Origin of the sequence: Xanthomonas sp. NCPPB 1325 (assembly GCF_041477645.2) — a bacterium.
GTDB classification, from domain to species: Bacteria; Pseudomonadota; Gammaproteobacteria; order Xanthomonadales; family Xanthomonadaceae; genus Xanthomonas; species Xanthomonas cannabis.
In genome coordinates, this window is sequence record NZ_CM192985.1 from 4,209,606 (window position 1) to 4,233,372 (window position 23,767).

General features: G+C 66.6%; 21 protein-coding genes and 1 pseudogene. 13 read left to right on the top strand and 9 right to left on the bottom strand.

Translation table 11 applies throughout. The annotated features are described in order from the left end of the window. The first annotated feature begins 5 nt into the window (after positions 1-5). The 3 genes from motB to ACCQ10_RS17770 all read left to right on the top strand — a co-directional run bounded on the left by motB (position 6) and on the right by ACCQ10_RS17770 (position 2,570). Complete coding sequence (motB, locus tag ACCQ10_RS17760) at positions 6-1,208, top strand: flagellar motor protein MotB (protein WP_372361439.1); 1,203 nt, start codon at positions 6-8, stop codon at positions 1,206-1,208. Between the two features lie 475 nt (positions 1,209-1,683). Beyond that, positions 1,684-2,277, top strand: coding sequence for a hypothetical protein (locus ACCQ10_RS17765; RefSeq protein WP_372361440.1), 594 nt, complete (start codon positions 1,684-1,686; stop codon positions 2,275-2,277). A gap of 8 nt (positions 2,278-2,285) precedes the next feature. Next, positions 2,286-2,570 (top strand): DUF4031 domain-containing protein, encoded by a 285-nt coding sequence (locus ACCQ10_RS17770; protein WP_039405763.1) that lies wholly within the window; start codon positions 2,286-2,288, stop codon positions 2,568-2,570. A gap of 379 nt (positions 2,571-2,949) precedes the next feature. On the opposite strand, the gene ACCQ10_RS17775 is transcribed toward ACCQ10_RS17770, so the two are convergent. Further along, a complete protein-coding gene (locus tag ACCQ10_RS17775; protein ID WP_047696425.1) occupies positions 2,950-3,501 on the bottom strand; it encodes a DUF6630 family protein in 552 nt (183 codons plus the stop codon). Positions 3,502-3,664: 163 nt separating this feature from the next. Between ACCQ10_RS17775 and ACCQ10_RS17780 the strand changes: the two genes are divergently transcribed. Then, positions 3,665-3,931, top strand: a complete 267-nt coding sequence (locus tag ACCQ10_RS17780; RefSeq protein WP_047696423.1) for a DUF3297 family protein — start codon at positions 3,665-3,667, stop codon at positions 3,929-3,931. A gap of 239 nt (positions 3,932-4,170) precedes the next feature. Here the strand turns inward: ACCQ10_RS17780 and ACCQ10_RS17785 are convergent, their stop codons facing one another. Further along, positions 4,171-5,094, bottom strand: coding sequence for an IS110 family RNA-guided transposase (locus ACCQ10_RS17785; protein WP_184386145.1), 924 nt, complete (start codon positions 5,092-5,094; stop codon positions 4,171-4,173). 185 nt (positions 5,095-5,279) lie between these two features. Here ACCQ10_RS17785 and ACCQ10_RS17790 point away from each other — a divergent pair. Then, positions 5,280-5,529 (top strand): annotated as a pseudogene (locus ACCQ10_RS17790) (hypothetical protein). A 229-nt stretch (positions 5,530-5,758) separates the two neighbouring features. Here the strand turns inward: ACCQ10_RS17790 and ACCQ10_RS17795 are convergent. The 3 genes from ACCQ10_RS17795 to ACCQ10_RS17805 form a co-directional block, all read right to left on the bottom strand. Beyond that, positions 5,759-6,520 carry an ABC transporter permease gene (locus ACCQ10_RS17795; RefSeq protein ID WP_372361441.1) on the bottom strand — a complete coding sequence of 254 codons (762 nt, stop codon included), beginning with the start codon at positions 6,518-6,520 and terminating at the stop codon, positions 5,759-5,761. Further along, complete coding sequence (locus tag ACCQ10_RS17800; RefSeq protein WP_372361442.1) at positions 6,517-7,461, bottom strand: ABC transporter ATP-binding protein; 945 nt, start codon at positions 7,459-7,461, stop codon at positions 6,517-6,519. Before ACCQ10_RS17800 ends, ACCQ10_RS17795 begins: the two co-directional genes overlap by 4 nt. Positions 7,462-7,752: 291 nt before the next feature. Continuing rightward, positions 7,753-9,390 carry a Na+/H+ antiporter gene (locus tag ACCQ10_RS17805; RefSeq protein WP_039405778.1) on the bottom strand — a complete coding sequence of 546 codons (1,638 nt, stop codon included), beginning with the start codon at positions 9,388-9,390 and terminating at the stop codon, positions 7,753-7,755. Positions 9,391-9,872: 482 nt separating this feature from the next. Between ACCQ10_RS17805 and ACCQ10_RS17810 the strand changes: the two genes are divergently transcribed. After that, a complete protein-coding gene (locus tag ACCQ10_RS17810; RefSeq protein WP_047696413.1) occupies positions 9,873-10,430 on the top strand; it encodes a fasciclin domain-containing protein in 558 nt (185 codons plus the stop codon). Positions 10,431-10,895: 465 nt separating this feature from the next. On the opposite strand, the gene ACCQ10_RS17815 is transcribed toward ACCQ10_RS17810, so the two are convergent. From ACCQ10_RS17815 to ACCQ10_RS17825, 3 genes are all read right to left on the bottom strand, one after another. Next, positions 10,896-12,335, bottom strand: coding sequence for a UdgX family uracil-DNA binding protein (locus ACCQ10_RS17815; protein WP_372361443.1), 1,440 nt, complete (start codon positions 12,333-12,335; stop codon positions 10,896-10,898). Between the two features lie 346 nt (positions 12,336-12,681). After that, positions 12,682-13,926, bottom strand: a complete 1,245-nt coding sequence (locus ACCQ10_RS17820) for a putative DNA modification/repair radical SAM protein (protein ID WP_039405785.1) — start codon at positions 13,924-13,926, stop codon at positions 12,682-12,684. Between the two features lie 114 nt (positions 13,927-14,040). After that, positions 14,041-14,838: a dioxygenase family protein gene (locus tag ACCQ10_RS17825; protein WP_372361444.1), complete on the bottom strand. Its 798-nt coding sequence runs from the start codon at positions 14,836-14,838 to the stop codon at positions 14,041-14,043. Between the two features lie 188 nt (positions 14,839-15,026). On the opposite strand from ACCQ10_RS17825, the gene ACCQ10_RS17830 reads away from it, so the two are divergent. The 6 genes from ACCQ10_RS17830 to ACCQ10_RS17855 all read left to right on the top strand — a co-directional run bounded on the left by ACCQ10_RS17830 (position 15,027) and on the right by ACCQ10_RS17855 (position 21,187). Further along, complete coding sequence (locus ACCQ10_RS17830) at positions 15,027-15,923, top strand: LysR family transcriptional regulator (protein ID WP_372361445.1); 897 nt, start codon at positions 15,027-15,029, stop codon at positions 15,921-15,923. 94 nt (positions 15,924-16,017) lie between these two features. Continuing rightward, entirely contained in the window at positions 16,018-16,587 is a 570-nt protein-coding gene (locus ACCQ10_RS17835; protein WP_372361446.1) for a flavodoxin family protein, read from the top strand. 383 nt (positions 16,588-16,970) lie between these two features. Next, positions 16,971-17,966, top strand: a complete 996-nt coding sequence (locus ACCQ10_RS17840; protein WP_372361447.1) for an aldo/keto reductase — start codon at positions 16,971-16,973, stop codon at positions 17,964-17,966. A gap of 49 nt (positions 17,967-18,015) precedes the next feature. Then, positions 18,016-18,204, top strand: a complete 189-nt coding sequence (locus tag ACCQ10_RS17845) for a hypothetical protein (RefSeq protein WP_372361448.1) — start codon at positions 18,016-18,018, stop codon at positions 18,202-18,204. Between the two features lie 69 nt (positions 18,205-18,273). Then, complete coding sequence (locus ACCQ10_RS17850) at positions 18,274-18,969, top strand: glycosyltransferase (protein ID WP_228314848.1); 696 nt, start codon at positions 18,274-18,276, stop codon at positions 18,967-18,969. A gap of 148 nt (positions 18,970-19,117) precedes the next feature. Beyond that, positions 19,118-21,187: a M13 family metallopeptidase gene (locus ACCQ10_RS17855; protein ID WP_372363168.1), complete on the top strand. Its 2,070-nt coding sequence runs from the start codon at positions 19,118-19,120 to the stop codon at positions 21,185-21,187. 500 nt (positions 21,188-21,687) lie between these two features. On the opposite strand, the gene ACCQ10_RS17860 is transcribed toward ACCQ10_RS17855, so the two are convergent. Beyond that, positions 21,688-22,614, bottom strand: a complete 927-nt coding sequence (locus ACCQ10_RS17860) for an oxygenase MpaB family protein (protein ID WP_372361449.1) — start codon at positions 22,612-22,614, stop codon at positions 21,688-21,690. A gap of 494 nt (positions 22,615-23,108) precedes the next feature. Between ACCQ10_RS17860 and ACCQ10_RS17865 the strand changes: the two genes are divergently transcribed. Continuing rightward, positions 23,109-23,708: a hypothetical protein gene (locus ACCQ10_RS17865; protein WP_039405802.1), complete on the top strand. Its 600-nt coding sequence runs from the start codon at positions 23,109-23,111 to the stop codon at positions 23,706-23,708. Positions 23,709-23,767 lie beyond the last annotated feature (59 nt).

Below are 23,767 nucleotides of genomic sequence, written 5' to 3' on the forward strand. Positions count from 1 at the left end.
CGGTCATGGCCGAGGGCAAATCCACCGTCGTCATCCGGCGGGTCAAGAAGGTGCAGGGCGGCGGCCATCACGGCGGCGCCTGGAAGGTGGCGTTTGCCGACTTCGTGACCGCGATGATGGCCTTCTTCCTGGTGCTGTGGCTGATGGCCGCCACCACCAAGGAGCAGCGCGCGGCGATCTCCGAATACTTCCGCAATCCCAGCCCGCTGTCCGGCAAGTCGCCGGCGCCCTCGCCGGGCATGAATGGCCCCGGCGGCGCCAGCACCTCGATGATCAAGCTCGGCGGCACCGCCGACATGGCCAAGGGGCAGAAGGACGAAATGGGCCGCAAGCGCGACAACGCGGCAGACACCGACGTGGACAGCCGCGCCAAGGACAAGCGGCGCCTGGAAGCGTTGATGCAGGACCTGAAAGAGGCCATCGACAAGAGCCAGGCGCTGGAGCCGTTCAAGGACCAGTTGCTGCTGGATCTCACGCCCGATGGCCTGCGCATCCAGATCGTGGACAAGCAGAACCGCCCGATGTTCGATATCGGCCGCGACCAGCTCAAGCCGTACACGGTGGACATCCTGCGCGAGCTGTCCAGCTTCATCAATCAGGTGCCCAACCACATCAGCATCACCGGTCACACCGACACCACCGCCTACAGCAGCGATGCCGGCTACACCAACTGGGAACTCAGCGCCGACCGTGCCAATGCTGCGCGCCGCGCCCTGGTGGGCGGTGGCATGGCCGATGCCAAGGTGACACGCGTGGTGGGGTTGTCGTCCTCGGTGCTGTTCGACAAGACCGACCCGCAGAACCCGATCAACCGCCGCATCAGCATCGTGGTGATGACCCAGGACGCCGAAGAAGCGGCCCTGGCCGGCGCCGGCCAGGGCGTGGCGCTGGGCAAGCCCGTCCATGACGCCGACACCCAGGTGCCGGACCTCAGCGGCGCCGCTGCCACCGCTACCGCGACGGTGGGTGCACCGGCCAGTAGCCCCACGCTGGGTGCTACGGCGCCAGCGGCTGCAGCGGCTGCGCCAGGTTCCGCGGCAGCGACAGGCGCCGCCGGCGGCTCGCCCGCGCGCCCGCCGGGCACCGCCTCTGCACGCCCGGCGGCACCGCGCGTGTCCACCAGCGCTCAGGTCGCCTCGGCCGCCGCACTCGCCAAGGCCGCCGAAGCCGCCGTGGCAGCGCCGCGCGTGGCGGTCGAAGCGCATTGATTGCGAGGCCGGGGTTGGAGTTCCAGATGCATGCCCGGTCTGCTTAACTGACGTATCGCTGCCGGCGGTATCGTCGAGCCGGTGATCTGCGGCTGACGTGCCTGGACGGCCGCATGCTCTGGTTGCCGGTCCACCAGACGTGCCTTGCCGAATCCATCGGCAACGCGGCGAACCCGATCTCCACGCCTGCTGCGGGGCCGGCGATGGGGAGGGTCTGGCACACGCGCCGCCTTCCCTGCAGGCCAGGCTGGCGCCCTGCCACCGGCCTGGCAGTTGCGGCGCTTGCCGAACCATCGGCGCGGCTGCCCGCTTCATCCAGGCTCGCGGCGAGCGGGGATTGCCGCGGCATCACGATCGACACTGTGATCGACAGCAGGCGGGACCGCCTGCGCCTGGTCCCCCCAAAGCCGGCTGCTCATCGCATCGTGCGGCGCACGCTCTAGAATGGCCGGCCATTCCCAGCGTCGAGAACACCGTGTCCCGTAATTCCAAGGCCAAGCGCGACAAGCGCAAGAAGCAGCAACCCAAGCGCCCCTTCGCCCGTCTGGGCCAGGCGCCCCAGGTCAGCAACCATGCCGTGCTGCAGGATGCCGACGGCCGCGTCGTCGCGGCGATCGGTCTGCAAGGTGGCAGCGAGTGGATGCTGTCGATCGGCGGCCAGACCATGGGCAGCGCCGACAACCCGGTGCCGATGCTGGCCATGCTCAAGCACCTGGCCAACCTGCAGGAAGCCGAAGGCAAGACCATCTCGCTGGAATATTCGACCCAGCTGCAGCAGATGATCGACGACCTGGCCGCCGACGAAGGCCAGACCGCCGAGGAATACCTGACCAAGCTGGTGTCCGAGTTCCAGAACGCCGATGCGGATGAAGACAGCGATGAAAACGCCGACGACGCCGATGCAACACCTGCGGCCGACAGCGATGCCGCTGCCGAAGATGCCGCGACGGCCGAAGACGACAGCACTGCAGACGAGGCGACCAGCGACGAGGCCGCCGACGCCGTCGCGGACGACGCCGACAGCGAGAGCGCCGGCAAGAAGCCGAAGAAGTCCAAGAAGCAGGACTGACCCGGCAAATGGCCGTCTACGTCGACGATGCGGTGCACCTGTGGCGCGACCAGCGCTGGGCGCACCTGCTCGGCGATACGCTGGACGAGCTGCATGCCATGGCGGCGCGGCTGGGCATTCCCCGCCGCGCCTTCCAGAACAAACTCAGCGGCGCGCACTACGACGTGCCCGCCTCGCTGCGTATCGAGGCGATCGCACTCGGTGCTATCGCGATCTCACGTCACACCGATCGCGTCCTGCTCAAGGCCTTGATCGCCAATGCGCGTGCGCAGGCACGGGGCGAGGCGCCTTGAGGCGGGGATTTGGGATTCGGGATTCGGGATTCGCAACGGCGGTGGCCGCAACCTGATTGGCGGCGCGCCTTAGTAGGCGCGCGCCTGAGCGCGAGGAGCTGTCCCGGTAACGCCTATCGCGCGCAGGCACGCTCCTACGTGGCCATCGCTGGGCCGTGTGAGCCTCCTGGTAAAGAGGCCTGCAACTTCACGACGGCGGCATCCCCCTCTGCACCATGACGCCACGCCGTTGTAGGAGCGCGCCCGAGCGCGAGGAGCTGTCCCGGTAACGCCCGATCGCGCGCCAGCACGCTCCTACGGGGCAGTCATCTGGCCGCGGACAATGCCTGCCAGACCCACGCACCCGGAGACCGCTCTCGCGACTCCCCACTCCCGGCGCTCAAAAGGCCTCGTTGCCCAGCCGGACTTCCACGCCCAGCAACGAGGTCAGCGCCAGCATGGCGTCGTCGTCGCGGCTGAGGGCGATCCAGCCGGCATAGGCGTCGCCGCCGGTGTTCCAGTTCCACAGCGAGTAGCCGTGTTCGCGCAGGCGGTCGAACGCCACGGCCATCAGGTCGGGCACGTCGAGATCGCGGGCGAAGTCTTCGTCGTCCAGGTCGCCGCCCCAGTCGATGCGCAGGTTCCAGCGCGCGCCGAGTTCGTCGATGGCGGCGATGAACGAGTCGGTGTCCTTCCAGTCCACATAAAATCCCGAGCGCCAGTCGATGACGTCTTTCAGCGTCCACAGCCACGCATCGTCGCCGTCGCCATCGTCTGCATCGGCCTGCGCTTCGCGCCAGGCATCGAACTGGGCCAGCGCGGTGTCTTCGTCGCCGGGGTTGATCAACACCAGCAGATTCCAGACCCGCGCCGGATGGTCGTCGACATCGTCTTCGTCGCTTTCGGGCTGCAGGCCTTCGTCGTCTTCGTAATCGGCACTGTTGTCGGGCATGGCGGTCTCGCTGAAGGATTGCAGACGCCAAGTGTGAGGCCTGCGGCGGCGCAAGCAAACCGAGGCCGGCCCGCCGCTGCGCCAGCAGGGCTGGTCTTCCCGGCGCAGGTCCGTATCCTGTGCGACCGAAGACGGCCATCCGGCCCGTCATGGCGCCTTCCCCATGAGCGATACCCCTCCCGATCACCTGGCCATCGACGCACGTAGTCCGTTCCACGATGCCGACGCCCTCAACCGCGGCATCGGCGTGCGCTTCAACGGTATCGAACGCGACAACGTGGAGGAATATTCGGTGAGCGAAGGCTGGATCAAGGTGCAGGTCGGCAAGGCCCGCGACCGCCGCGGCAATCCGATGACGATGAAGATCAAGGGCGAGGTGGTGGCGTATTACCTGGACACCAAGAACGACGCCGCGCCTGCTGCCGAGTAAGCGCGGCTGACCAAACGACTTCACGTTGCTCTATTGCGAAGCGGCTGAGCTGCGACCTGGCTGCAGGGCCCTTGCACGCCCACCATCGCGGGACACGCCGTGAATCCGTCCCTGGAGCAACTGTGTTGATCAGGATCTCGATCCGCGAGCTCTGATCGGTTTCCTTCAGACGTGTTCATCCATAGGTGGCGGCCGCTGGCCGGCACGCTTTTGCGTCTGCTCATGGCCATCGAGCATGCTCAGGCTGGCTGCGTGGCGGCTCTTTCATCGCGCACGCGCGCATTGAGGATGACCAGCATCTTGCGCATCACCGCCACGATCGCGACCTTGCCTTCCTTGCCGCGTGTCCGTAACGCTCTATAAAAATCACGCAGGCGGGGCTCGTGACGCGCCGAGGACATCGCCGCCATGTACAGCGCTTGCCGGATATCGGCACGGCCTCCGCCGATCCCTCGTTTCCCACGCATCTTGCCGCTGTCGCGCGATAGCGGGGCAACCCCCACCAATCGGGAGATCTGCTTTCCGTTGAGCGTCCCAAGCTCCGGCAACCGGCACGCCAACACGGCCAGCAATACCGGACCGACCCCTTTGAGCGTCTTCAACGCCGCCAGGTGCGGTTGCTCGATGAGCAGCGTCTTTAGCTGCCCGGCGATCAGTTCATCCAGCCGCGCCACACTGCGCACGAGCTGGTTCACGTTGGCCTGCAGCAGCTTGCGTAGCGGTTTGTCCGCCACCTGCAACAGCTGTTGTTTGGCCGTCTTCAGCAGATCGATGAGCTGGCGGCGGGCGCGGACATGCTCGCCCAGATGACGCTGCCACGGCGGCAGTGGAACATAGGGATGAAGCTCCATCTTCTCGGCCATACACGCCAGCATGCCCGCGTCCAGCCGATCGGTTTTTGCCAGTCCCAAGCCGTTGGCCAAGTGACGCGCCCGAGACGCATTGGCGCGTGCCACCGGGATTCCCGCCTGATGCAGCGCGTCCAGCGCGGCCAGCTCGTAGCCACCGGTCGCCTCCAGCACCACCTGCCTAACTGGCAGTGTCCTCAGCCAATGGACGAGCTTGCAGTGCCCGCTTGCCGTGTTGCTGAACTGGCGGGCCTCACCTTGAAAGACAGCCGCATCCAGGGACTTCTTGCACACATCGATCCCGATTCCGCTCATGGGAGATCTCCGCTAGGCTGGAAATGTCGAGAGCTCCCTCGCCTGCCCAGTCTTATCGTTTCGAGTGTCACCTCGGGCAACTGTTCGGGCGAAACAAGGGAGATTCCGGCGTGGGTGCCAAGCTCCAAGGCGATCGCTTAGATCCAGGCTCATACGGCAGCCCACGCCGGCTCTCGACACCTACGCTGCCACATTCCGAACAGATAAGGCTCTGGCGCAGCATCCATGCCGCTCAAGGTCCCGCGACGGTGAGCGCGCAAGGACCAGTCAAGTTGGTCGGTGCGCAGAGTCTTCAACAAGCGATTAGCTAACTTGCGACGCGGTGCCCTCGATCTTCAACAAAACCACCAGCCAACTATCTGGTGCGGTGTCCTCGCCGATTGCGGGACCGTTGGCGGCATGGATGCCGCCATCGAGCCCCCATGGACGGGTTAACAGCGTGTCCCGCGAGCGATGAGGGCACCGCGCACTCGACGCTGCGCCTTTGCTTCCGCCCACCCTCGCGGGACGTGTTGCAAGTACGGCCTTGTGAGCTCTGGCGCGGCATCCATGCCGCTCAAGATCCCGCGACGGTGAGCGGGCAAGGACCAGGCACGTTGGTCGGTGCGCATGGCTTTCGATCAGACAGCCAGCAAGCGGTGAGGACACCGCACACGCGACCCGCTCAGGCCTTGAGCCGGTAGCCGCTGCGGAAGATCGCCGCCACCACGCCCAGGCACACCAGCAGGAACAGGAACGTCATGCCGGTGCTCACCGCGATGTGCACGTCGGCCTTGCCGTAGAAACTCCAGCGGAACCCGCTGATCAGGTAGACCACCGGGTTGAACAGCGTGACCTTCTGCCACAGCGGCGGCAGCATGTTGATCGAATAGAAGCTGCCGCCCAGAAAGGTCAGCGGCGTCACCACCATCAGCGGGATGACCTGCAGCTTCTCGAAGCCGTCGGCCCAGATGCCGATGATGAAGCCGAACAGGCTGAAGGTCAGCGCGGTGAGCACCAGAAAGCCCAGCATCCACACCGGATGCGCGATCTCGTACGGAACAAACAGCCGTGCGGTGAGCAGGATCAGCAGGCCCAGCATCACCGACTTGGTGGCCGCCGCGCCCACGTAGCCGATGACGATCTCCCACCATGCCACCGGCGCGGACAGCACCTCGTAGATGGTGCCGGCCCAGCGCGGCATGTAGATGCCGAACGAGGCGTTGGAAATGCTTTCGTTGAGCAAGGACAGCATCACCAGGCCGGGAATGATGAAGGCGCCGTAGCTGATGCCGTCGATATCGCCCATGCGCGAGCCGATGGCTGCGCCGAACACCACGAAATACAGCGAGGTCGACAACACCGGCGAAGCGATCGACTGGGTCAGCGTGCGGAAGGCGCGCGCCATTTCGAAGCGATAAATCGCGGCAATCGCATGCATGTTCATGCGCGCATCTCCGGTTGACGGGCGCCATGCACGAGGGTGACGAAGATCTCTTCCAGCGAGCTCTCGCTGGAATGCAGGTCCTTGAAGTCGATGCCCTGCTCGTTGAGCCGGCGCAACACCGCCCCGATGCCGGTCTGCTCGGCCTGCGTGTCGAACGTGTAGATCAGGCTGCTGCCGTCGGCCGACAACTCCAGCGGCAGATCCGCCAGCCCGGCCGGCACCGCCTGCAGCGGCGATTGCAGGCTCAGGCTGAGCTGCTTCTTGCCGAGCTTGCGCATCAGCGTGTGCTTGTCTTCCACCAGTACCAGCTCGCCGCGGTTGATCACCCCGACCCGGTCGGCCATGTCTTCGGCCTCTTCGATGTAATGGGTGGTCAGGATGACCGTGGTGCCCTGCTCGCGCAGCCGGCGCACCATCTGCCACATCTCGTGGCGCAGCTCTACGTCCACGCCGGCAGTGGGCTCGTCCAGGAACAGGATGCGCGGCTCGTGCGCCAGGGCCTTGGCGATCAGCACGCGTCGCTTCATGCCGCCGGACAATGTGGAAATCTTGCTGTTGCGCTTGTCCCACAGCGACAGCTCGCGCAACACCGTTTCCAGGTACTGCGGGTTGGCCGGCTTGCCGAACAGCCCGCGGCTGAAACGCACCGTGGCCCACACCGTTTCGAAGGCGTCGGTGGCCAACTCCTGCGGCACCAGCCCGATGCTGGTACGTGCCGCGCGGTAGTCGCGCACGATGTCGTGACCATCGGCCAGCACGGTGCCGGTGCTGGGGTTGATCAACCCGCAGATGATGCTGATCAGCGTGGTCTTGCCGGCACCGTTGGGGCCAAGCAGCGCGAAGATCTCGCCGCGCTGGATCTGCAGATCCACCTGCTTGAGCGCCTGGAAACCGCCGGCGTAGGTCTTGCTCACTCCCTGGATGGAAACGATGGGCGTCATGGGTTGTGCACGGGGACCAGAAGCGCCACAGGGTAGGCGCTGCGCCGTGACGATGGGAGGGGGGCTGATGGGATGGTGTCTCCCGACGCGCGCCAAGGAGCGTCAGCGAACCCAGCCGCGCACGCTCGCTGCGTCCGTGTGATGGCGCATCTCCACGTAGGAGCGCGCTTGCGCGCGATGGGGCGTTGGCGGGAAAGCCCCATCGCGCGCAAGCGCGCTCCTACGCAACCACGACTGCACGAGCGCCGTGGCTTTACGATTCCCCAATCCCGATTCCCCATTCCCGCGCGCTCACGCGCGCTTGCGCGACTCGATCAGATCCAGGTTGCGCACCAGCCGCCGCGACAGGTCGTCGGAAATCTCGCGACGGCGCGCAAGCTTGAACAGCTCGTTGCGCTCGGCCACCAGGGCGGTGTGACGGAACTGGCGCAAGGCCTGCTCGTAGGCGCCGGCCTCTTCCGGATCGGTTTCGGCCATGTCCACGGCACCCAGCTTGCGCTGGTAACGCTGACTGACTTGATTGGCGGCGGCGTTGTAGCGCTCGGCATGCGCGCTGTCTTCCACCAGCCGCTGGCGCAGCTTTTCCACTGCCTCCAGGGCCGCCTGCGAGGCGGCCTTGACGGCCAGGTCTTCCTTTTGCTGTTCGTCTTCCTCTTCCGGCAACTCCAGCCCGCGCAACAGCCGCGGCAACGCCACGCTGGCCACCAGCAAGGAGACCAGGATCACCGAGGCCGCCAGGAAGATCGCCAGCTGGCGGGCCGGAAACGGCGAGCCGTCTTCCAGCATCAACGGCAGCGTCAGCACGCCGGCCAGGGTGATCGCCCCGCGCACGCCCGCCAGCGACACCGCCACCACGATTCGCCAGGGCGGGCTGACATGCGCCTCGCCCCGCCGTTGCGCCTTGAAGATGTTCCAGCGCAGCGACAGGAACACCCACACAAAGCGCAGCGCCATCAGGCTGGTGCTGATGGTGGCCACGTACACCGCCAGCCACCACGGATTGAGGTGCCCGGCCTCCTGCACGCTGCGCACCGCCCCGTCCAGGATGCCCGGCAACTGCTCGCCCAGCAGCACGAAGATGATGCCGTTGAAGGTGAACTGCACCGTGTCCCACACCGCCGAGCGCTGCAGGCGCATGTTGCCCGGCGCGTTGCCGGCCATTTCCACGTAGCTCATGGTGATGCCGGCGGCCACCGCGGCCAGGATTCCGGAGGCGTGGAAGGCTTCGGCCAGCAGGTACGCGGCGAACGGCGTGAGCAGGTTGACCAGGATCGCCGAGCCGGGCTCCTCGCCGAAATGGCGCCAGATCCAGGCCTGGATCCGGCTCAGGCCGAAGGTGGTGGCCACACCCAGCGCCAACCCGGCCAGCGCCACCCACAGGAAGGTGAGCGAAGCGGTCGCCACCGAGAACGTGCCGGTCAACACCGCGGCCACGGCGAACTGGAAGCACACCAGGCCGGAGGCGTCGTTGAGCAGTGACTCGCCTTCCAGGATGTGCATCAGGCGCTTGGGAATCGGCACCTTGGAGGCGATTGAGGACACTGCCACCGGGTCGGTCGGCGAAATGATGGCGGCCAGCGCGAACGCCACCGCCAGCGGCATGGCCGGGATCAGCCAATGGATCAACAGGCCGGCACCGATCACCGTGAACACCACCAGGCCCAGCGCCAGCTCCAGGATCGCCGCCTTGTCGCGGAACAGGCCTTGTTTGGGAATGCGCCATCCGTCCAGGAACAGCAGCGGCGGCAGGAACAGCAGGAAGAACAATTCCGGTTCCAGCTCGTGCCCGGCATCGAACACACCGGAGACCACCGCGCCCAGCGCGATCTGGACCAACGGCAACGGCAGCGAGAACGGCAGGATGCGGATCAGATAACCGCTGGCCGCGACCGCCAGCAACATGGCGAGGACGACATCGATCGAATGCATGTAAAACCCGGAAGAAGAAACGGCCGCACGTGCGGCATCATCTTGCGACGCACAACAACGCACTGACGGGAACATACCGGTTTGCAACCGGTGATGAAACCATCAGGCGCGATCGATTCGGCCCTGCCAGCCCATCGCGCCGCCTGTCCTCGGCCACGCGATCGCAGGTGACCTGCGCAGCGCCCGGATACGAATAGTCCGCCAATGCTGCGGGGACTGCCGCATCCCGGGACGTGAGACAGGCCACGCAACACCGATACCAATGGCGCAACCGGCGGCAGCGCACCTGATGCTGCACACGCGACCAGCCATCGCGTCGACAGCCAGGCGAAGCGATTCAACGTCGTTCCTGACGCCGCACTCACCACGCCAAACGCCGTAATGAACATCAAGACCACGTGATGCATCCGGCCCGCACCGGCAGGCGTATTGACCCTACGGTTGCCATCCAGGCGATCGCCAACCCAAAGGATCGATGCCTCATGAAGACGTCACTGCAGTCGCTTGCCATTGCTACCGCCATTGCCCTGACCAGCGCGATGGCTCCTGCTTACGCTGCGTCCAACCCGACGGTGGGTGGTGCGCCGATGCTGGTCACCAAGGACATCGTCGACAACGCCGCCAACTCCAAGGATCACACCACGTTGGTTGCCGCGGTGAAGGCCGCCGGACTGGTCGAGACCTTGAAGGGCCCGGGCCCGTTTACCGTGTTTGCGCCGACCAATGCGGCGTTTTCCGCACTGCCGGCCGGTACGGTGGACACCTTGCTGAAGCCCGAGTCCAAGGCGACCCTGACCAAGGTGCTCACCTATCACGTGGTGCCGGGCAAGGTGGACGCCGCCTCGCTGATCGCCAAGATCAAGGCCGGCGGCGGCAGCGCCACGCTGACCACGGTGCAGGGCGAGCCGCTCACCGCAAAGCTCAATGGCAAGAAGGTCACCCTCACCGACGTCAAGGGCAATACCGCCACAGTCACCATCGCCGATGTCAACCAGAGCAACGGCGTGATCCACGTGATCGACAAGGTGTTGATGCCGTAACGGCAGTTGCTGCACGCCTGCAAGTGGCTTGCGCGCGACGTCATCGGCGGAACGGAGCCACGTTCCGTCGATGGTCGACGCCGACCGTGCAGGCGGCACTTGCAGGGAGTTCAATCGTAACGAGCATCTAGCGGTCGTGGCTGTCCCGACAGATGCGCTCCAAACCGGAGCGCACCGGTGGTAAGCGCTGATCTCGACACCATTCGATGACGGCTCAGCAGCCACTGCCTGCACTTGAGTGACCTGTCTGGATGCGATGGCGTTGCACTCCGGCGCCATCGCGTCCGCTTCCCGCTACGACACATAGACACAAGTGAACAGCGAATCCGCACGCGTCCGGGCACCAGACGTCGGGCGGCGCCACCACACCGCGAAGCGGCGGTGCGGGACCACCGGTTCGCCAGTGGCCCCGATTTGGTGTCATCGTTCTCCGACACCATGCGCGTGCAGCTGCACGCGCATCTTTTATGCCCTCACGGTGCGATCTGCGGCGACCGGTGCATGCAGCAGCTGGCGCAGGTCGTCGACAAAGCCGCGGTAGCCTTCCTCGCGCGCGGCCTCCGAGCCTTGCCGCAGGACCCACGAGGGATGCACGGTGGCCAGCACCGGCGTGCCATCGTCCAGCACCTGCCACTGGCCGCGCTGCTGCATCAAGCGAAAGCGGCTTCCCAACACCGCCTGTGCGGCCGTCGCCCCCAGACAGACGATATGCGCCGGCCGCAGTTGCGCGCGCTCGGCGTGCAGCCAGCCGCTGCAGGCTTGCACATGCGAACGCTCCGGATTGCGATGCAGGCGGCGCTTGCCGCGCTGCTCGAACCGAAAGTGCTTGACCGCATTGGTCACGTAGAAGGTCGTGCGGTCCACACCCAACTCGCCCAGTGCCATCGTGAACAGACGCCCGGCCGGGCCGACGAACGGACGCCCACTCAGGTCCTCTTCGTCGCCCGGCTGCTCGCCGATGACCATCACCGCGGCATCGTCCGGCCCTTCGCCGAACACGGTCTGGGTGGCCGGTTGCCACAGCTCGCAGCGCCGGCAATCGCGCGCTGCCACACGCAGCTGCGCAAGGCTTTGGGTTGCCACTTCCACGGCTGGTACGGGTGCCACCGGCACCCGCCGTCGCACCGGCTCGGGGGCGCGCTCGGCCATCTCGCGCACCCGCACGCCGGCTTCGCGGATCAGCTCCGGCAGCAGTGCCGCTTCGGGCAGGTTCTTCCAGTATTTCTGCGGCATCTCCTGCCGCATCATGGTGGGATTGAGCCGCGCCGGATTGAAGATATGCGCGTAATAGGTGCGCCACAGGGCTTCCTGCGCATCGTCGGCCGGCACCTGCGTCCGCACCGCACCATCGCCGAACGACAATGCCTCGCCATCCCAGCGCACACTGCGATACGGCGTCAGGATCGCCCACTGCATGCCGGCAAACCGCCGCGCAAAAAACGGGGCGACGCGGTCCACGATGCAGTGATCGGGCTCGAACCAGGCAACGAAATCCTCCACCTCGCCCGGCAGGCGGCGAAACCGCACAAATGCCTTCATCTTGTGGGTATCGCGCTGCACCGCTTTCTGCCATTGCCGCAAACGATGCACATCCACGTCGGTGGCGCGCTCCAGCAGCGCCTTCTCGCCGGAGGCGATCCGCCACAGCAACCGATACAACACCGCATGCCGCTGCGGGTCACGATGGCATAGCACCGACGCCGCCAACTGCATGAAGTCCGCCGACACCCGTGGCGGTGCCACCACCACCGGCAGGTCCTGCAGCCGCTGCCCCATCAGCAACCCGCCCTGCGCCCCGCCGTTCCATGCCACGTCATCCGGCTCGGCCTGCGCACACCAGCCGGCCCGCGCCAACGCACGCCATGCCTCGAAACTCCACGGTGGATCCACCTCAGCGCTGAACATCACTCACACCCGATCATCCTGGTTCCCACGCAGCAACGCGCACTGGCCAACCAGCCTCCGACGCGGCTACACCCGATGCCGCCAGCGCTGCTCCGCGACCGTGACTGCGCCCACCCCTGAGGTTGCTGCCCCACCCCGCCTTGACGCAGGAGCGCCCCACGCCGCCCGGTGCCGCAGCGCCTGGGGCAGAGCGTGGGATGACGGGAGCGGGAATTTGCAAGGCAGCGCCATGTTGCTGCGTCAACACACGGCCGTGCGCCGCACGTCCGGCGAGCGGCCTGCCACTCATCCGCCTGTCGGGCACCCTCGTCCGGGGAGAAGGCAGCGCCCTGCCGACGATGAGGCATCACTCAAACAGGCTCGCCTGCCGCGGTGCAGGCGCCAGCTGCGCACGCAAGCGCACCGGGTCGTCCAGGCGTTGCCGCGGATGATGATCCAGCACACTCACAAACGGCAGCAGCTTCTTCATCGGTACCCGCAAGCGGGCAAGGTCGCCCACCCGCAACCGCGCGTGCCGCCGCGACAACAGCAGCCGCTCCACGTTTCGGGTGCCCAGCCCCGGCACCCGCAGCAACATCTCGCGCGGCGCCTGGTTCAGATCCACCGGAAACCGCTCCGGGTTGCGCAATGCCCATGCCAGCTTGGGGTCCACGTCCAGATCGAGCATGCCGCTGGACTGCGCGGGCGCAATTTCTTCCACGCTGAATTCGTAGAAGCGCAGCAACCAGTCGGCCTGGTAGAGCCGGTGCTCGCGCTGCAGCGGCGGTGCCTGCAAGGGCAGTTTCGACGAGGCATCGGGGATCGGGCTGAAGGCCGAGTAATACACCCGCCGCATGCGGTAATTGCCGTAAAGATTATGGCTGGTGTCCAGGATGCTGCGGTCGTTGGCATCATCGGCACCGACGATCATCTGCGTGCTCTGCCCGGCCGGGGCAAACCGCGGCGGCTTGGCCCGGCGTACCTTTTCGGCCTTGCGTTCGAGCTGGTTTTCTTCGATGCGCCAGCGCAGCTCGCCCATGGCCGAGCGGATGCCGCCGACGCTCTTCTCCGGTGCCAGCTGGGTCAGCCCCTGCTCGGTGGGCAACTCCACGTTGATGCTCAGACGGTCCGCATAGCGGCCGGCCGCCGCCAGCAGTTCGGGCGCTGCATCGGGAATGGTCTTGAGATGGATGTAGCCGGCAAAGTGATGCTCTTCACGCAGCTGGCGCGCCACTTCCACCAGCTGCTCCATGGTGTAGTCGGAGTTGCGGATGATGCCGCTGGAGAGGAACAGGCCTTCGATGTAATTGCGCTTGTAGAAGTCCAGCGTCAGCGTGACCACTTCTTCGGGCGTGAAACGTGCGCGGCGCACGTTGCTGGATACGCGGTTGACGCAGTACGCGCAGTCGAACACACAGAAGTTGGTCAGCAGGATCTTCAGCAGCGACACGCAGCGGCCGTCCGGCGTGTACGAGTGGCAGATGCCCATGCCCTCGGTGCTGCCGATCCCGCCGGTGCCGAGCGAGTTGCGCTTGTTCGCGCCACTGGAGGCGCAGGAGGCGTCGTATTTGGCGGCGTCGGCAAGGACGGCGAGCTTGTCGAGGATTTTCACGCAAGCAGCATGCAGCCGGGGCGTCTCAGCCTATGAGACTGCGCGGCAGCCGATCGTGAACGCTTCAGAGCGCAGCGCTGCCGGCCCACACGCCGGCACCGTCCTGCGGCCCGGTCAGGCCGCGGCGCCATCGAAGCGATAGAGATCCATCGCCAGAAACCCCGCATCGATGCCGGCATCGATGCGCTGCGCGCCGAGCTGGTCGCCCCCGGCCGCACCCATCGCGACGTAGAGCGGCAGCAGATGCTCGTCGCTGGGATGTGCGCGCGCTGCAAACGGTGCCTGGCGGCGGTAGTCCAGCAATGCCGGGATGTCGTTGTCCGCCAGTGCGCGCTCGGTCCATGCGATGAAGGGACGCACGTAGGGCGCTTCGCGCTCGGCGCTGTAGCCCTGGCCGAAGTCGTGCAGGTTATGGGTGATGCTGCCGGAGCCGATGACCAGCACGCCTTCATCGCGCAACGGCGCCAGCGCGCGGCCCAGCGCGAACTGGTGCGCCGGCCCGAGCTCGGGCTGGATCGACACCGACACCACCGGGATGTCGGCCGCCGGGTACAGCAGGCGCAGCGGCACCCACACGCCGTGGTCGAAACCGCGTTGCGGGTCCAGGTGCGGATGCAGCCCGGCCTGCTCCAGGCGGCGCACGACCTGTTGCGCCAATGCCGGCTCGCCCGGCGCCGGATAGTCCAGCGCATACAGCGGCGCAGGGAAGCCGCCGAAGTCGTGGATGGTCTGCGGCCGCGCTGCACCACTGACCAGCGGACGACGGCCCAGCCAATGCGCGCTGGCGACGATGATCGCGCGCGGCCGCGGCAGCTGCCGACGCAGTTCCTGCAGCCGCTGCCCCACCTGGCCCGGCTGCAACGCCGTCATGGGCGATCCATGCGAGATGTACAACGATGGCAGGCGGCTCATGCGCAACTCCATGCGCCCAGGCTGATGCGCAGCAAGGCCGCGCCGTAGGCCGCGGTGCGCGGGGGTGCAAGGGTGGTGGACATGCGAGCACTCCGTTGAGGACCGCCCTAGCCTATGACCCACGGCATTCGGATAAAGGGCGCGAGGTCGGATAATTTGTTGCACCACAAGCAATAATCGGAGCCCGGATGGATACCCTGGATGCGATGCGCGTCTTCACCGCCGTGGCCGAACGCAGTGGCTTCAGCGCCGCGGCCGACGCACTGGACCGCTCCACCGCCAGCGTCACCCGGCAGGTGGCTGCGCTAGAACAACGCCTGGGCACCCGCCTGCTCAATCGCACCACGCGCCGGGTCAGCCTGACCAGCGCCGGCGCCGCGTATTACCAGCGCTGCCTGCAATTGTTGGCCGACCTGGACGACCTGGAGGCCACCATCGGCGCGCAGGCGCTGGAGCCGGCCGGCGTGCTGCGGGTCAATGCCCCGGTGAGCTACGGGATCGAGCGCCTGGGTGCCTTGCTGCCGGGCTTTCGTGCGCGCTACCCGCAGGTAGAGCTGGACCTGTCGCTGACCGATCGCCTGGTCGATATGGTCGAGGAAGGCTTCGATGTCGCCATCCGGATCACCCGCGAGCCGGCACCGATGCTGATCGCCCGCCAGCTGGGCACGGTGCGGCTGGTGCCGTGCGCGGCGCCGGCCTACCTGGCGCGCGCGGGCACGCCGGCACACCCGGCCGATCTGGCTGGCCACGAGTGCCTGCTCTACCACTACTCGCCCACCGGCGACACGGTGCGCTTCCACGGGCCCGATGGCGATGTGGATGTGCGCCTGCACGGTGGGCTGCGCGCCAACAATGGCCATGTGCTCAATGCGGCGGCGCTGGCCAGCCAGGGCATCGTGATGCAGCCGGACTTCCTGGCCGACGCGCATCTGGCTGCAGGCCGCCTGGTGCGCATTCTCCCGGCGTACGAACTCGGCCAGATCGGCATCTTTGCCGTCTACACCAGCCGCAGCCACCTGGCACCGAAGGTGCGCAGCTTCATCGACTACCTGCTCGAGCACTTGGCCGCACCAGCACCCGGCTGAACGGGCCCGGCAACAGTTCGTCCCGCGCGTGGTCATTCTTCTGTCGCGGCCGGTATGCACACAATCCCCCTCCCCTCGTTGAGCAGGAGCATCCATGAGCAAGATTGCCATCGTGTATTTCAGTGGCTACGGCCACACCGTCAAGCAGGCCGAAGCCGTGCATGCGGGGGCCGCCAGTGTGGCCGAGGCCACGCTGTACCGCATCGACCAGGACGGCAACCTGCCTGACGACGCGTGGGACGCGATCAGTGCCGCCGATGCCATCATCTACGGCAGCCCCACCTACATGGGCGGGCCGGCGTGGCAGTTCAAGAAATTTGCCGACGGCAGCTCCAAGCCGTGGTTTACGCAGGCGTGGAAGGACAAGATCGCCGCCGGCTTCACCAACTCGGCCTCGGTCAATGGCGACAAGGCCACCACCATCCAGTATTTCTGGACCCTGTCGCAGCAGCACGGCCAGATCTGGGTGGGCACCGGTTTGCCGCCAGCCAACACCAAGGCGCACGGGCCGCAGGACGTGAACTGGACCGGTGGCTGGGGCGGCGCGCTGGCGATCTCGCCATCGGACGCTTCGCCGGACGAAGCCCCGCGCGCAGGCGATCTGGAAACCGCGCGGCTGCTGGGCAAGCGCGTCGCCGAATTCACCAACAAGCTCAAGGGCTAAGCTGGCATATCACCGCACCCGCGCGCGTGCCGAACAAGGCGATGCGCGCGGGTGCGGTTGAAGAGCATCGCCACGCCGCCATACGCCAACGCTGCCGCACCCCCCGTCACCAGCGCCACGCAAGACGTGTGCACGGCCCGGTCGCCAGCGCATCGCATGCGCCTGCCCATCGCAGCCGCTCCGCAATGGGCACAGGCTGGAGCCATGCAAACCACTTCGATTCGCACGGCACTCCCAGGCGTCGCGCGGCGCGCTCGTTGCCGTGCCGTGTCACACCTGCACCACCGCACACCGACCTCAGGCGTTAGCGCGTGGGCCACGCCGCGCTAACGCACACCGCGCCACTCTCCCCGCCTAACCTGCTGCACGGAGCCTCCCCCACCATGCAAACCCGTACCCTCGGCCGTTCCGGCCCCACCGTTTCCGCACTCGGCCTTGGCTGCATGGGCATGAGCGCGTTCTATGGCAACCGCAGCGACGAGGCTGCCTCGATCGCGGTGATCCATCGCGCGCTCGACCTTGGCATCAGCCTGCTCGATACCGCCGACATGTATGGCCCGCATACCAATGAAGTGCTGGTCGGCAAGGCCATCGCCTCGCGCCGGCATGAGGTGTTCCTGGCCACCAAGTTCGGCATCAAGCTCGACCCCGGCGATCCGTCGGTACGTGGCATCGATGGCAGCCCGGCCTATGTGCAATCTGCCTGCGAAGCCAGCCTGCGCCGCCTGGGCGTGGAGCACATCGACCTGTACTACCAGCACCGCGTCGATCCCAACGTGCCGATCGAAGACACCGTCGGTGCCATGTCGCGGCTGGTCGAACAGGGCAAGGTGCGTTTTCTCGGGCTGTCGGAAGCGGCCGCCGCCACCATCCGGCGCGCGCATGCGGTGCATCCGATCACTGCCGTGCAGACCGAGTATTCGCTGTGGTCGCGCGAGCCGGAAGACAACGGCGTGTTCGCCACCGTGCGCGAACTCGGCATCGGGTTCGTGCCGTACTCGCCCCTGGGGCGCGGCTTCCTGACCGGGGCATTCTCCTCGCCGGACGATTTCGACGCAGACGACTACCGCCGTCACTCGCCACGCTTCCAGGGCGAGAACTTCACCCGCAACCTGCAGCTGGTGGAGCAGGTCAAGGCGATCGCGGCGGACAAGGGCGTCACGCCCGGGCAACTGGCATTGGCCTGGGTCCTGGCACAGGGCCAGGATCTGGTTCCGATTCCCGGCACCAAGCGTCTGGCGTATCTGGAGGAAAACATCGCAGCGCTCGACGTGGCGCTGATGCCCGACGAACTGGCGCGCATCGATGCGATCTTCCCGCCGCAGGCCGCCGCCGGCACGCGCTACCCGGAAGCGATGATGGGCGCGGTCAACCGCTGAGCCGACGCGGCGTGATGGCACCTGGACCGCACGGCAGTGGTACCGGGCCGTGACAGAAACCGTCGCAACCGGTTGCCGGTTGCCGCCATCCGGCCGTAACGGCGCGCTGGGCCAGCGCGTCCATCGCAGCGCGCTCGAGCATGCAGGCGTGGGTGCCTGCCATCCGTGGAAGATGGCCGCGTTCCCGGTGCGGGTGCGCGGCCGTTGCGGTCGCTTCGCCGTCGCGCCGCCGGATTGACTGCGACTACTCACACCATCGCATCGCCGGCGCCTGCACACTTGGCAGTACCTCACACCACGCACGCCCATGCTGTCCTTCGTGATCCCCGCCCATGACGAGGCCGCGCTGATCGGCGACACGCTGCAGTGCCTGCACGCCTGCGCACGCGCGCTCCAGCTGGACTACGAAGTGATCGTGGTGGCCGACGCCTGCGCCGATGACACTGCCGTCATCGCACGCAGCAACGGCGCGCAGGTGCTGGAGGTCCAGCTGCGGCACATTGCGGCCACGCGCAACACCGGCGCACAGGCGGCGCAGGGCGAGCGGCTGCTGTTCCTGGATGCCGACACCCTGATCAACCCACAGGTGGTCGGCGCCGCACTGGCAGCGCTGGACGCCGGTGCGGTGGGCGGCGGCGCGCAAGTCCACCTGCACGGCAACCGGGTGTGGTCCGAACGCACCGCGCAAGCGGTGTTCGGCTGGTTCTTCCGCATTGCCGGCATCGCGCCGGGGTGTTTTCTGTTCTGCACACGCGCCGCCTTCGTCACGGCCGGTGGTTTCGACACGCGCTACTACGCCGGCGAAGATGTCGCGCTCAGCCGCGCGCTGGCACGCTGCGGGCGCTTTGTGATCCTGCGCCAGACCGTGCACACCTCCGATCGCAAGCTGCGCAGTTTTTCCAAACGCGAGCATCTGGGCCTGCTGCTGCGGTTTCTGTGGCGCGGACGGCGCATGTTGCAGACCCGCGATGCGCTGGGTTTCTGGTACCAACGACGGCGCTGAACCGAGCGTGTCCGCACCGGCGCGTGACGCGGCGGTGCCTGCCCTCAAATCGGGACGTGGCACCGCAGGCCACTTACACTGCGACACCTGTCCCGGTTTCGAGTCGCGCCGCATGGCCTCTTTGCATCGCCCTGTCCTGATCGCCGCCATGGCCGCTGCGGCATTGACCGCCGCAGCGTGTCACCGCGAGGGCGCGCAGCCTGCCGCCGACAATCACGCCGAGCACGCCCCCAGCACACCCAAGCTCGGCGATTTCGGCTTCGATGCGGCCGGCATGGACCGCAGCGTCGCGCCGGGTGATGACTTCTTCGGTTATGCCAGCGGCAACTGGGTCAGGACCACGCAGATTCCCGAGGACCGCTCCAGCTTCAACAGCTTCGTCAGCATCGCCATCGAGACCGAACGCCACAGCCGCGACATCATCGAAGGCGCGGCCGCCAACGACCGCGTCACCGGTGAAGACAAGCAGATCGGCGACTACTACGCCGCCTACATGGACGAGGCCAGCATCGAGACCAAGGGCGTGCGCCCGGTACAACCGGAACTGGAGGCCATCGCGCGACTGGGCGACAAGCAGGCGCTGGCGCGCACGCTGGGCGGGCAGTTGCGCGCCGACGTGGACCTGCTCAACGCGACCAACTTCTACACCGACCGCCTGTTCGGGCTGTGGGTGTCGCAGGATCTGCACCATCCCGGCCGCTACGCGCCGTATCTGGTGCAAGGCGGCCTGGGCATGCCCGAGCGCAGCTTCTACCTGGACGGCGGGCGCATGGCGGATCTGCGCGAGGCCTACCGCGCGCACATCGTCAAGGTGCTGGAGCTGGCCGGCATCGCCGACGCGGCGGCCAGGGCCGAGCGCATCGTCGCGCTCGAAACGGCCATGGCACGCGTGCATGCCACGCCCGAACGGACCAACAACGTGCAGGCCGGCGCAAACGCCTGGAAACAGGCCGATTTTGCGCACAATGCCCCCGGCCTGGAGTGGACGCTGTTCTTCGATGCCGCCGGGCTCAAGGCGCAGCAGGACTTCATCGTCTGGCAACCGGAGGCGGTGCGCGGCTTGTCGGCCCTGGTGCAATCGGAGCCGTTGCAGACCTGGAAGGACTACCTGAGCTTCCGTGCCCTGGACCGGGCTTCGCCGTATCTGTCCAAGGCCTTTGCCGATGAGCGCTTTGCGTTTTATGGCACCACCCTGGAAGGCACGCCGCAGCAGCGCCAGCGCTGGAAGCGCGGGATCGACGCCACCAACGCCGCGTTGGGCGAGGCGGTCGGCAAGCGCTATGTGCAGAAATACGTCAGCGCCCAGACCAAGACCCGCGCCGAAGAGATGGTCAAGAACCTGGTCACCGCATTCGGCCGGCGCATCGATGCGCTGGAATGGATGACCCCGGAGACCAAACAGCACGCCAAGGCCAAGATCGCCGGGCTGACGGTGGCGGTGGGCTACCCGGACAGCTGGCGCGACTACAGCGCGCTCGAGGTGCGTCGCGACGATGCGCTGGGCAACGTGGAACGCGCCCAGCTGTTCGAGTACCGCCGCAACCTCGCCAAGCTGGGCAAGGCGGTCGACCATCGCGAGTGGTACATGCTGCCGCAGGAAGTCAACGCGTTGAACGTGCCGTTGGAGAACCGGCTGATCTTTCCTGCCGCGATCCTGCAGCCGCCGTTCTTCGACCCGGCCGCCGACGATGCGGTGAACTACGGCGCGATCGGCGCGGTGATCGGGCATGAGATCAGCCACAGCTTCGACAACATGGGTGCGCTGTTCGACGAACACGGCGAGCTGCACAACTGGTGGACGCCGCAGGACCTGAAGAAATTCGAGGCCGCCGGCAATGCGCTGGCCGCCCAGTTCAGCGCATACAAGCCGTTCGACGACCTGAGCGTCAACGGCAAGCTGACGCTGGGCGAGAACATTGCCGATGTTGCCGGCCTGGCCACCGCCTACGACGCCTATCAGCTGTCGCTGCAGGGCAAGCAGTCACAGACCATCGATGGCTTCAGCCCGGACCAGCGCTTCTTCCTCGGCTTCGCGCAGGCCTGGCGTGGCAAGTATCGCGATGCAGCGCTGCGCAACGCCGTGCTGACCGATGTACACGCGCCTGGCCGCTTCCGTGCGCAGACGGTGCGCAATGTGGACGCGTGGTATCCGGCGTTCGACGTGAAGCCGGAGCAGCAGCTGTATCTGGCACCGGAGCAGCGGGTCAGGATCTGGTAAAAGGCGGCACGAACGATGCCTGTGCTGGAGTTCTTGCTTCGACACCCGTGATGCATGGACTGCTGCTCGACCTGCGCCCTACCCTCACCCCAATCCCTCTCCCGAGGGGAGAGGGGCGTTAGACCTCTGCTGCGGCTGCTACGTACAGCGCCGCGTGCCGCGTAGACGCGCCCCTCTCCCGCCGGGAGAGGGGTTGGGGAGAGGGTACGGTGTCGCTACACGCTGCCGCCCACGCATATCACCCTGCTTTTAAGCTAGACAACAACGCGATACATCGGTGCGTCAGTCCTGCACCGCAAACACGCGCGCGCGCCGCAACGCAGCTGCCGATGGCGCCCAAAAAACGGCACGCTTGCGCGCACGCTCCGATGAGCAGTGCTCCACGCCAAACACTTCGTCCGCACCTGCTCCACCACGCTGCAGCAGGCGTGTCAGCCACTCCTGGAACACGCCACGTCGCTTGCCGCAGTAGAACGCTCAGCCAACCCTGCCATGCAATATCAGACCTTGTCAGGCCACTTCAGCAACATCGCCGGGGGCAGCTGCATGCGCCTGCATGCGCGTGCCGAAAGGCCGTCGCGCAACGCAGTGCGGAACAGCGGCGCCAGGCCGCGCAGCACGCGCGCGGATGCCCGCGCCTGGAAGCGCTGCGTGGCGGTGCGGCCCAGCATGTCGCTCGCCCAGCCCGGCAACAGGGCGGTACCGGCACCGAGGAACACGCCGCGCGACAGGCCTGCTGCCGGCACCGGCAACTGGATGCTGGTGAGGATGTCGAGCACCTCGCGCGAGCGCGCGTCCATGCGCAGTTCGCCACGCACCGACGCAAAATACGCGTCCACCCCGGCCTCGCTGGCGGGCACGTCGCGGGCGCCCAATGCGTCGGCCACGCGGCGCGCCTCGTCGTAGTAGCGGTCGGCAATCGCGGTGGGCACGTCGCGGCAATAACGGCGGCAGCCCTGCAGGAACCCGTAGGCCTCGGTAACGTGCACCCAGGTCAGCAGCGCCGGATCGTTGGCCTCGTACGGCACGCCATCGGCGGTGTGGCCGCGGATATGCGAATGAATGCGCCGCACGCGCGCGATCAATTGCTCGGCTTCGGCCTGCGGCGCGTAGGTGGTGCCGGCAACGAAGTTGGTGGTGCGGCGCAGCCGCCCGACCAGGTCGGCACGAAAGTTGGAGTGGTCATAGACCCCGGCCAGTGCGCGCGGGTGCAGCAGCTGCAGCATCAAGGCGCATAACCCGCCCGACAGCATGCCGGGAAATTCGGAGTGCACGCGCCAGGTCACGCTGTCGGGGCCGAACAGGCCGGGGTCGCCCAGCGGCTGGTCGTATTCGATGATGCTCTGACCACGCGGAAATGCCCCAAGCACCCAGCGGCGGATCTGTTCGGCGGCGGGGGCGGTGAGGGTACGCAGGACGGCTGACATGCCGCAATGATACGCAGGCAGTCGCAACGCCACGTCAGTGTGCCCGGCACGGCATCGCGGCCTTCGACCGGTTCAATCGCGCGAATTCAATCGCGCGCGAAGCAACCCAGTGCGGCCCGAAGCAGGCTCGGCGAGTGCGCCAGGCAACACAGGCCACTTCGTCGCGACGATACCCGGCAATGCGGCTTGCCCACATTCGCCGCACCGCGTCATTGCCGCATCACCTGGTGTGCAGTGCAACAAGATCGGGCGAGCGAAACATGCGCGATGTAGCACCGCCGCGCCAAATTCGCCTGAATTCAGCGTTTTGTGCGCAGGTGCGCAGGATTTCGCGGCCACCGGTTCGCCTCGGGCATTGCCATGCACGGCGAAAGTGCTAGAACTAGGGCCGTCCGACAGCCGCACGCCGCGCGAGTGGCATACCGGTCGCTCCAGGGCACGGCAACCGCCGTTGCAGCAAGCCGTTCGTACCAGCCATCCGTCAGGAGCTTGTCATGATCGCTTTGTTCCAGGGTTTGGGCCTGCTATTGCAGGACAATGCACTCCATCGGCGCTCCTTCGACGAGCAGGTGGCCTACTGGCGCGACAAGACCGACGCGCAGCTCGACGAAGAGCTCGATCTGCTCAAGGTGGCCAAGAAGCAATGGGTGATCGCCTCGATCATCGGCTGGCAGGCGATCTCGCTGGTGCTGCTGGGCGTGATCACGCACCAGCTGTGGCAGAACGACTACCACCTCACCTTCAGTCGCATCGTCATCATCTTTACCTCGTGGGTGTCGATCCTGTTCATCATGTGGTACATCGCCGACCTGTTCGACCACAGCGCCGGTTTCGAGCGCTGGTTGCGCGCCTTCAACAGCCGCGCCCGGGTGACGCCGGACGCCGACTCGGTGGAATGTGTTGCCGACGCGCTGGACATGACCCGCCGCTACCCGGAAGTGCTGCGTTACAAGCAGGAAGTGACCTCCAAGCGCGAGCTGCGCCACGAAGACATCGTCAACATGCGCGAAATGGGCCGGCTGCGCCGCTATACGGAGCTGCTGCGCGACCTCGACCGCTTCGATGGCGCGCCACGGCTGGTGGTCAATTCCTGACCAGGGCCGCGATGGCGATGCAGCGACGCGTTGACCGATAAAACGCGCTGCCTGCAGCA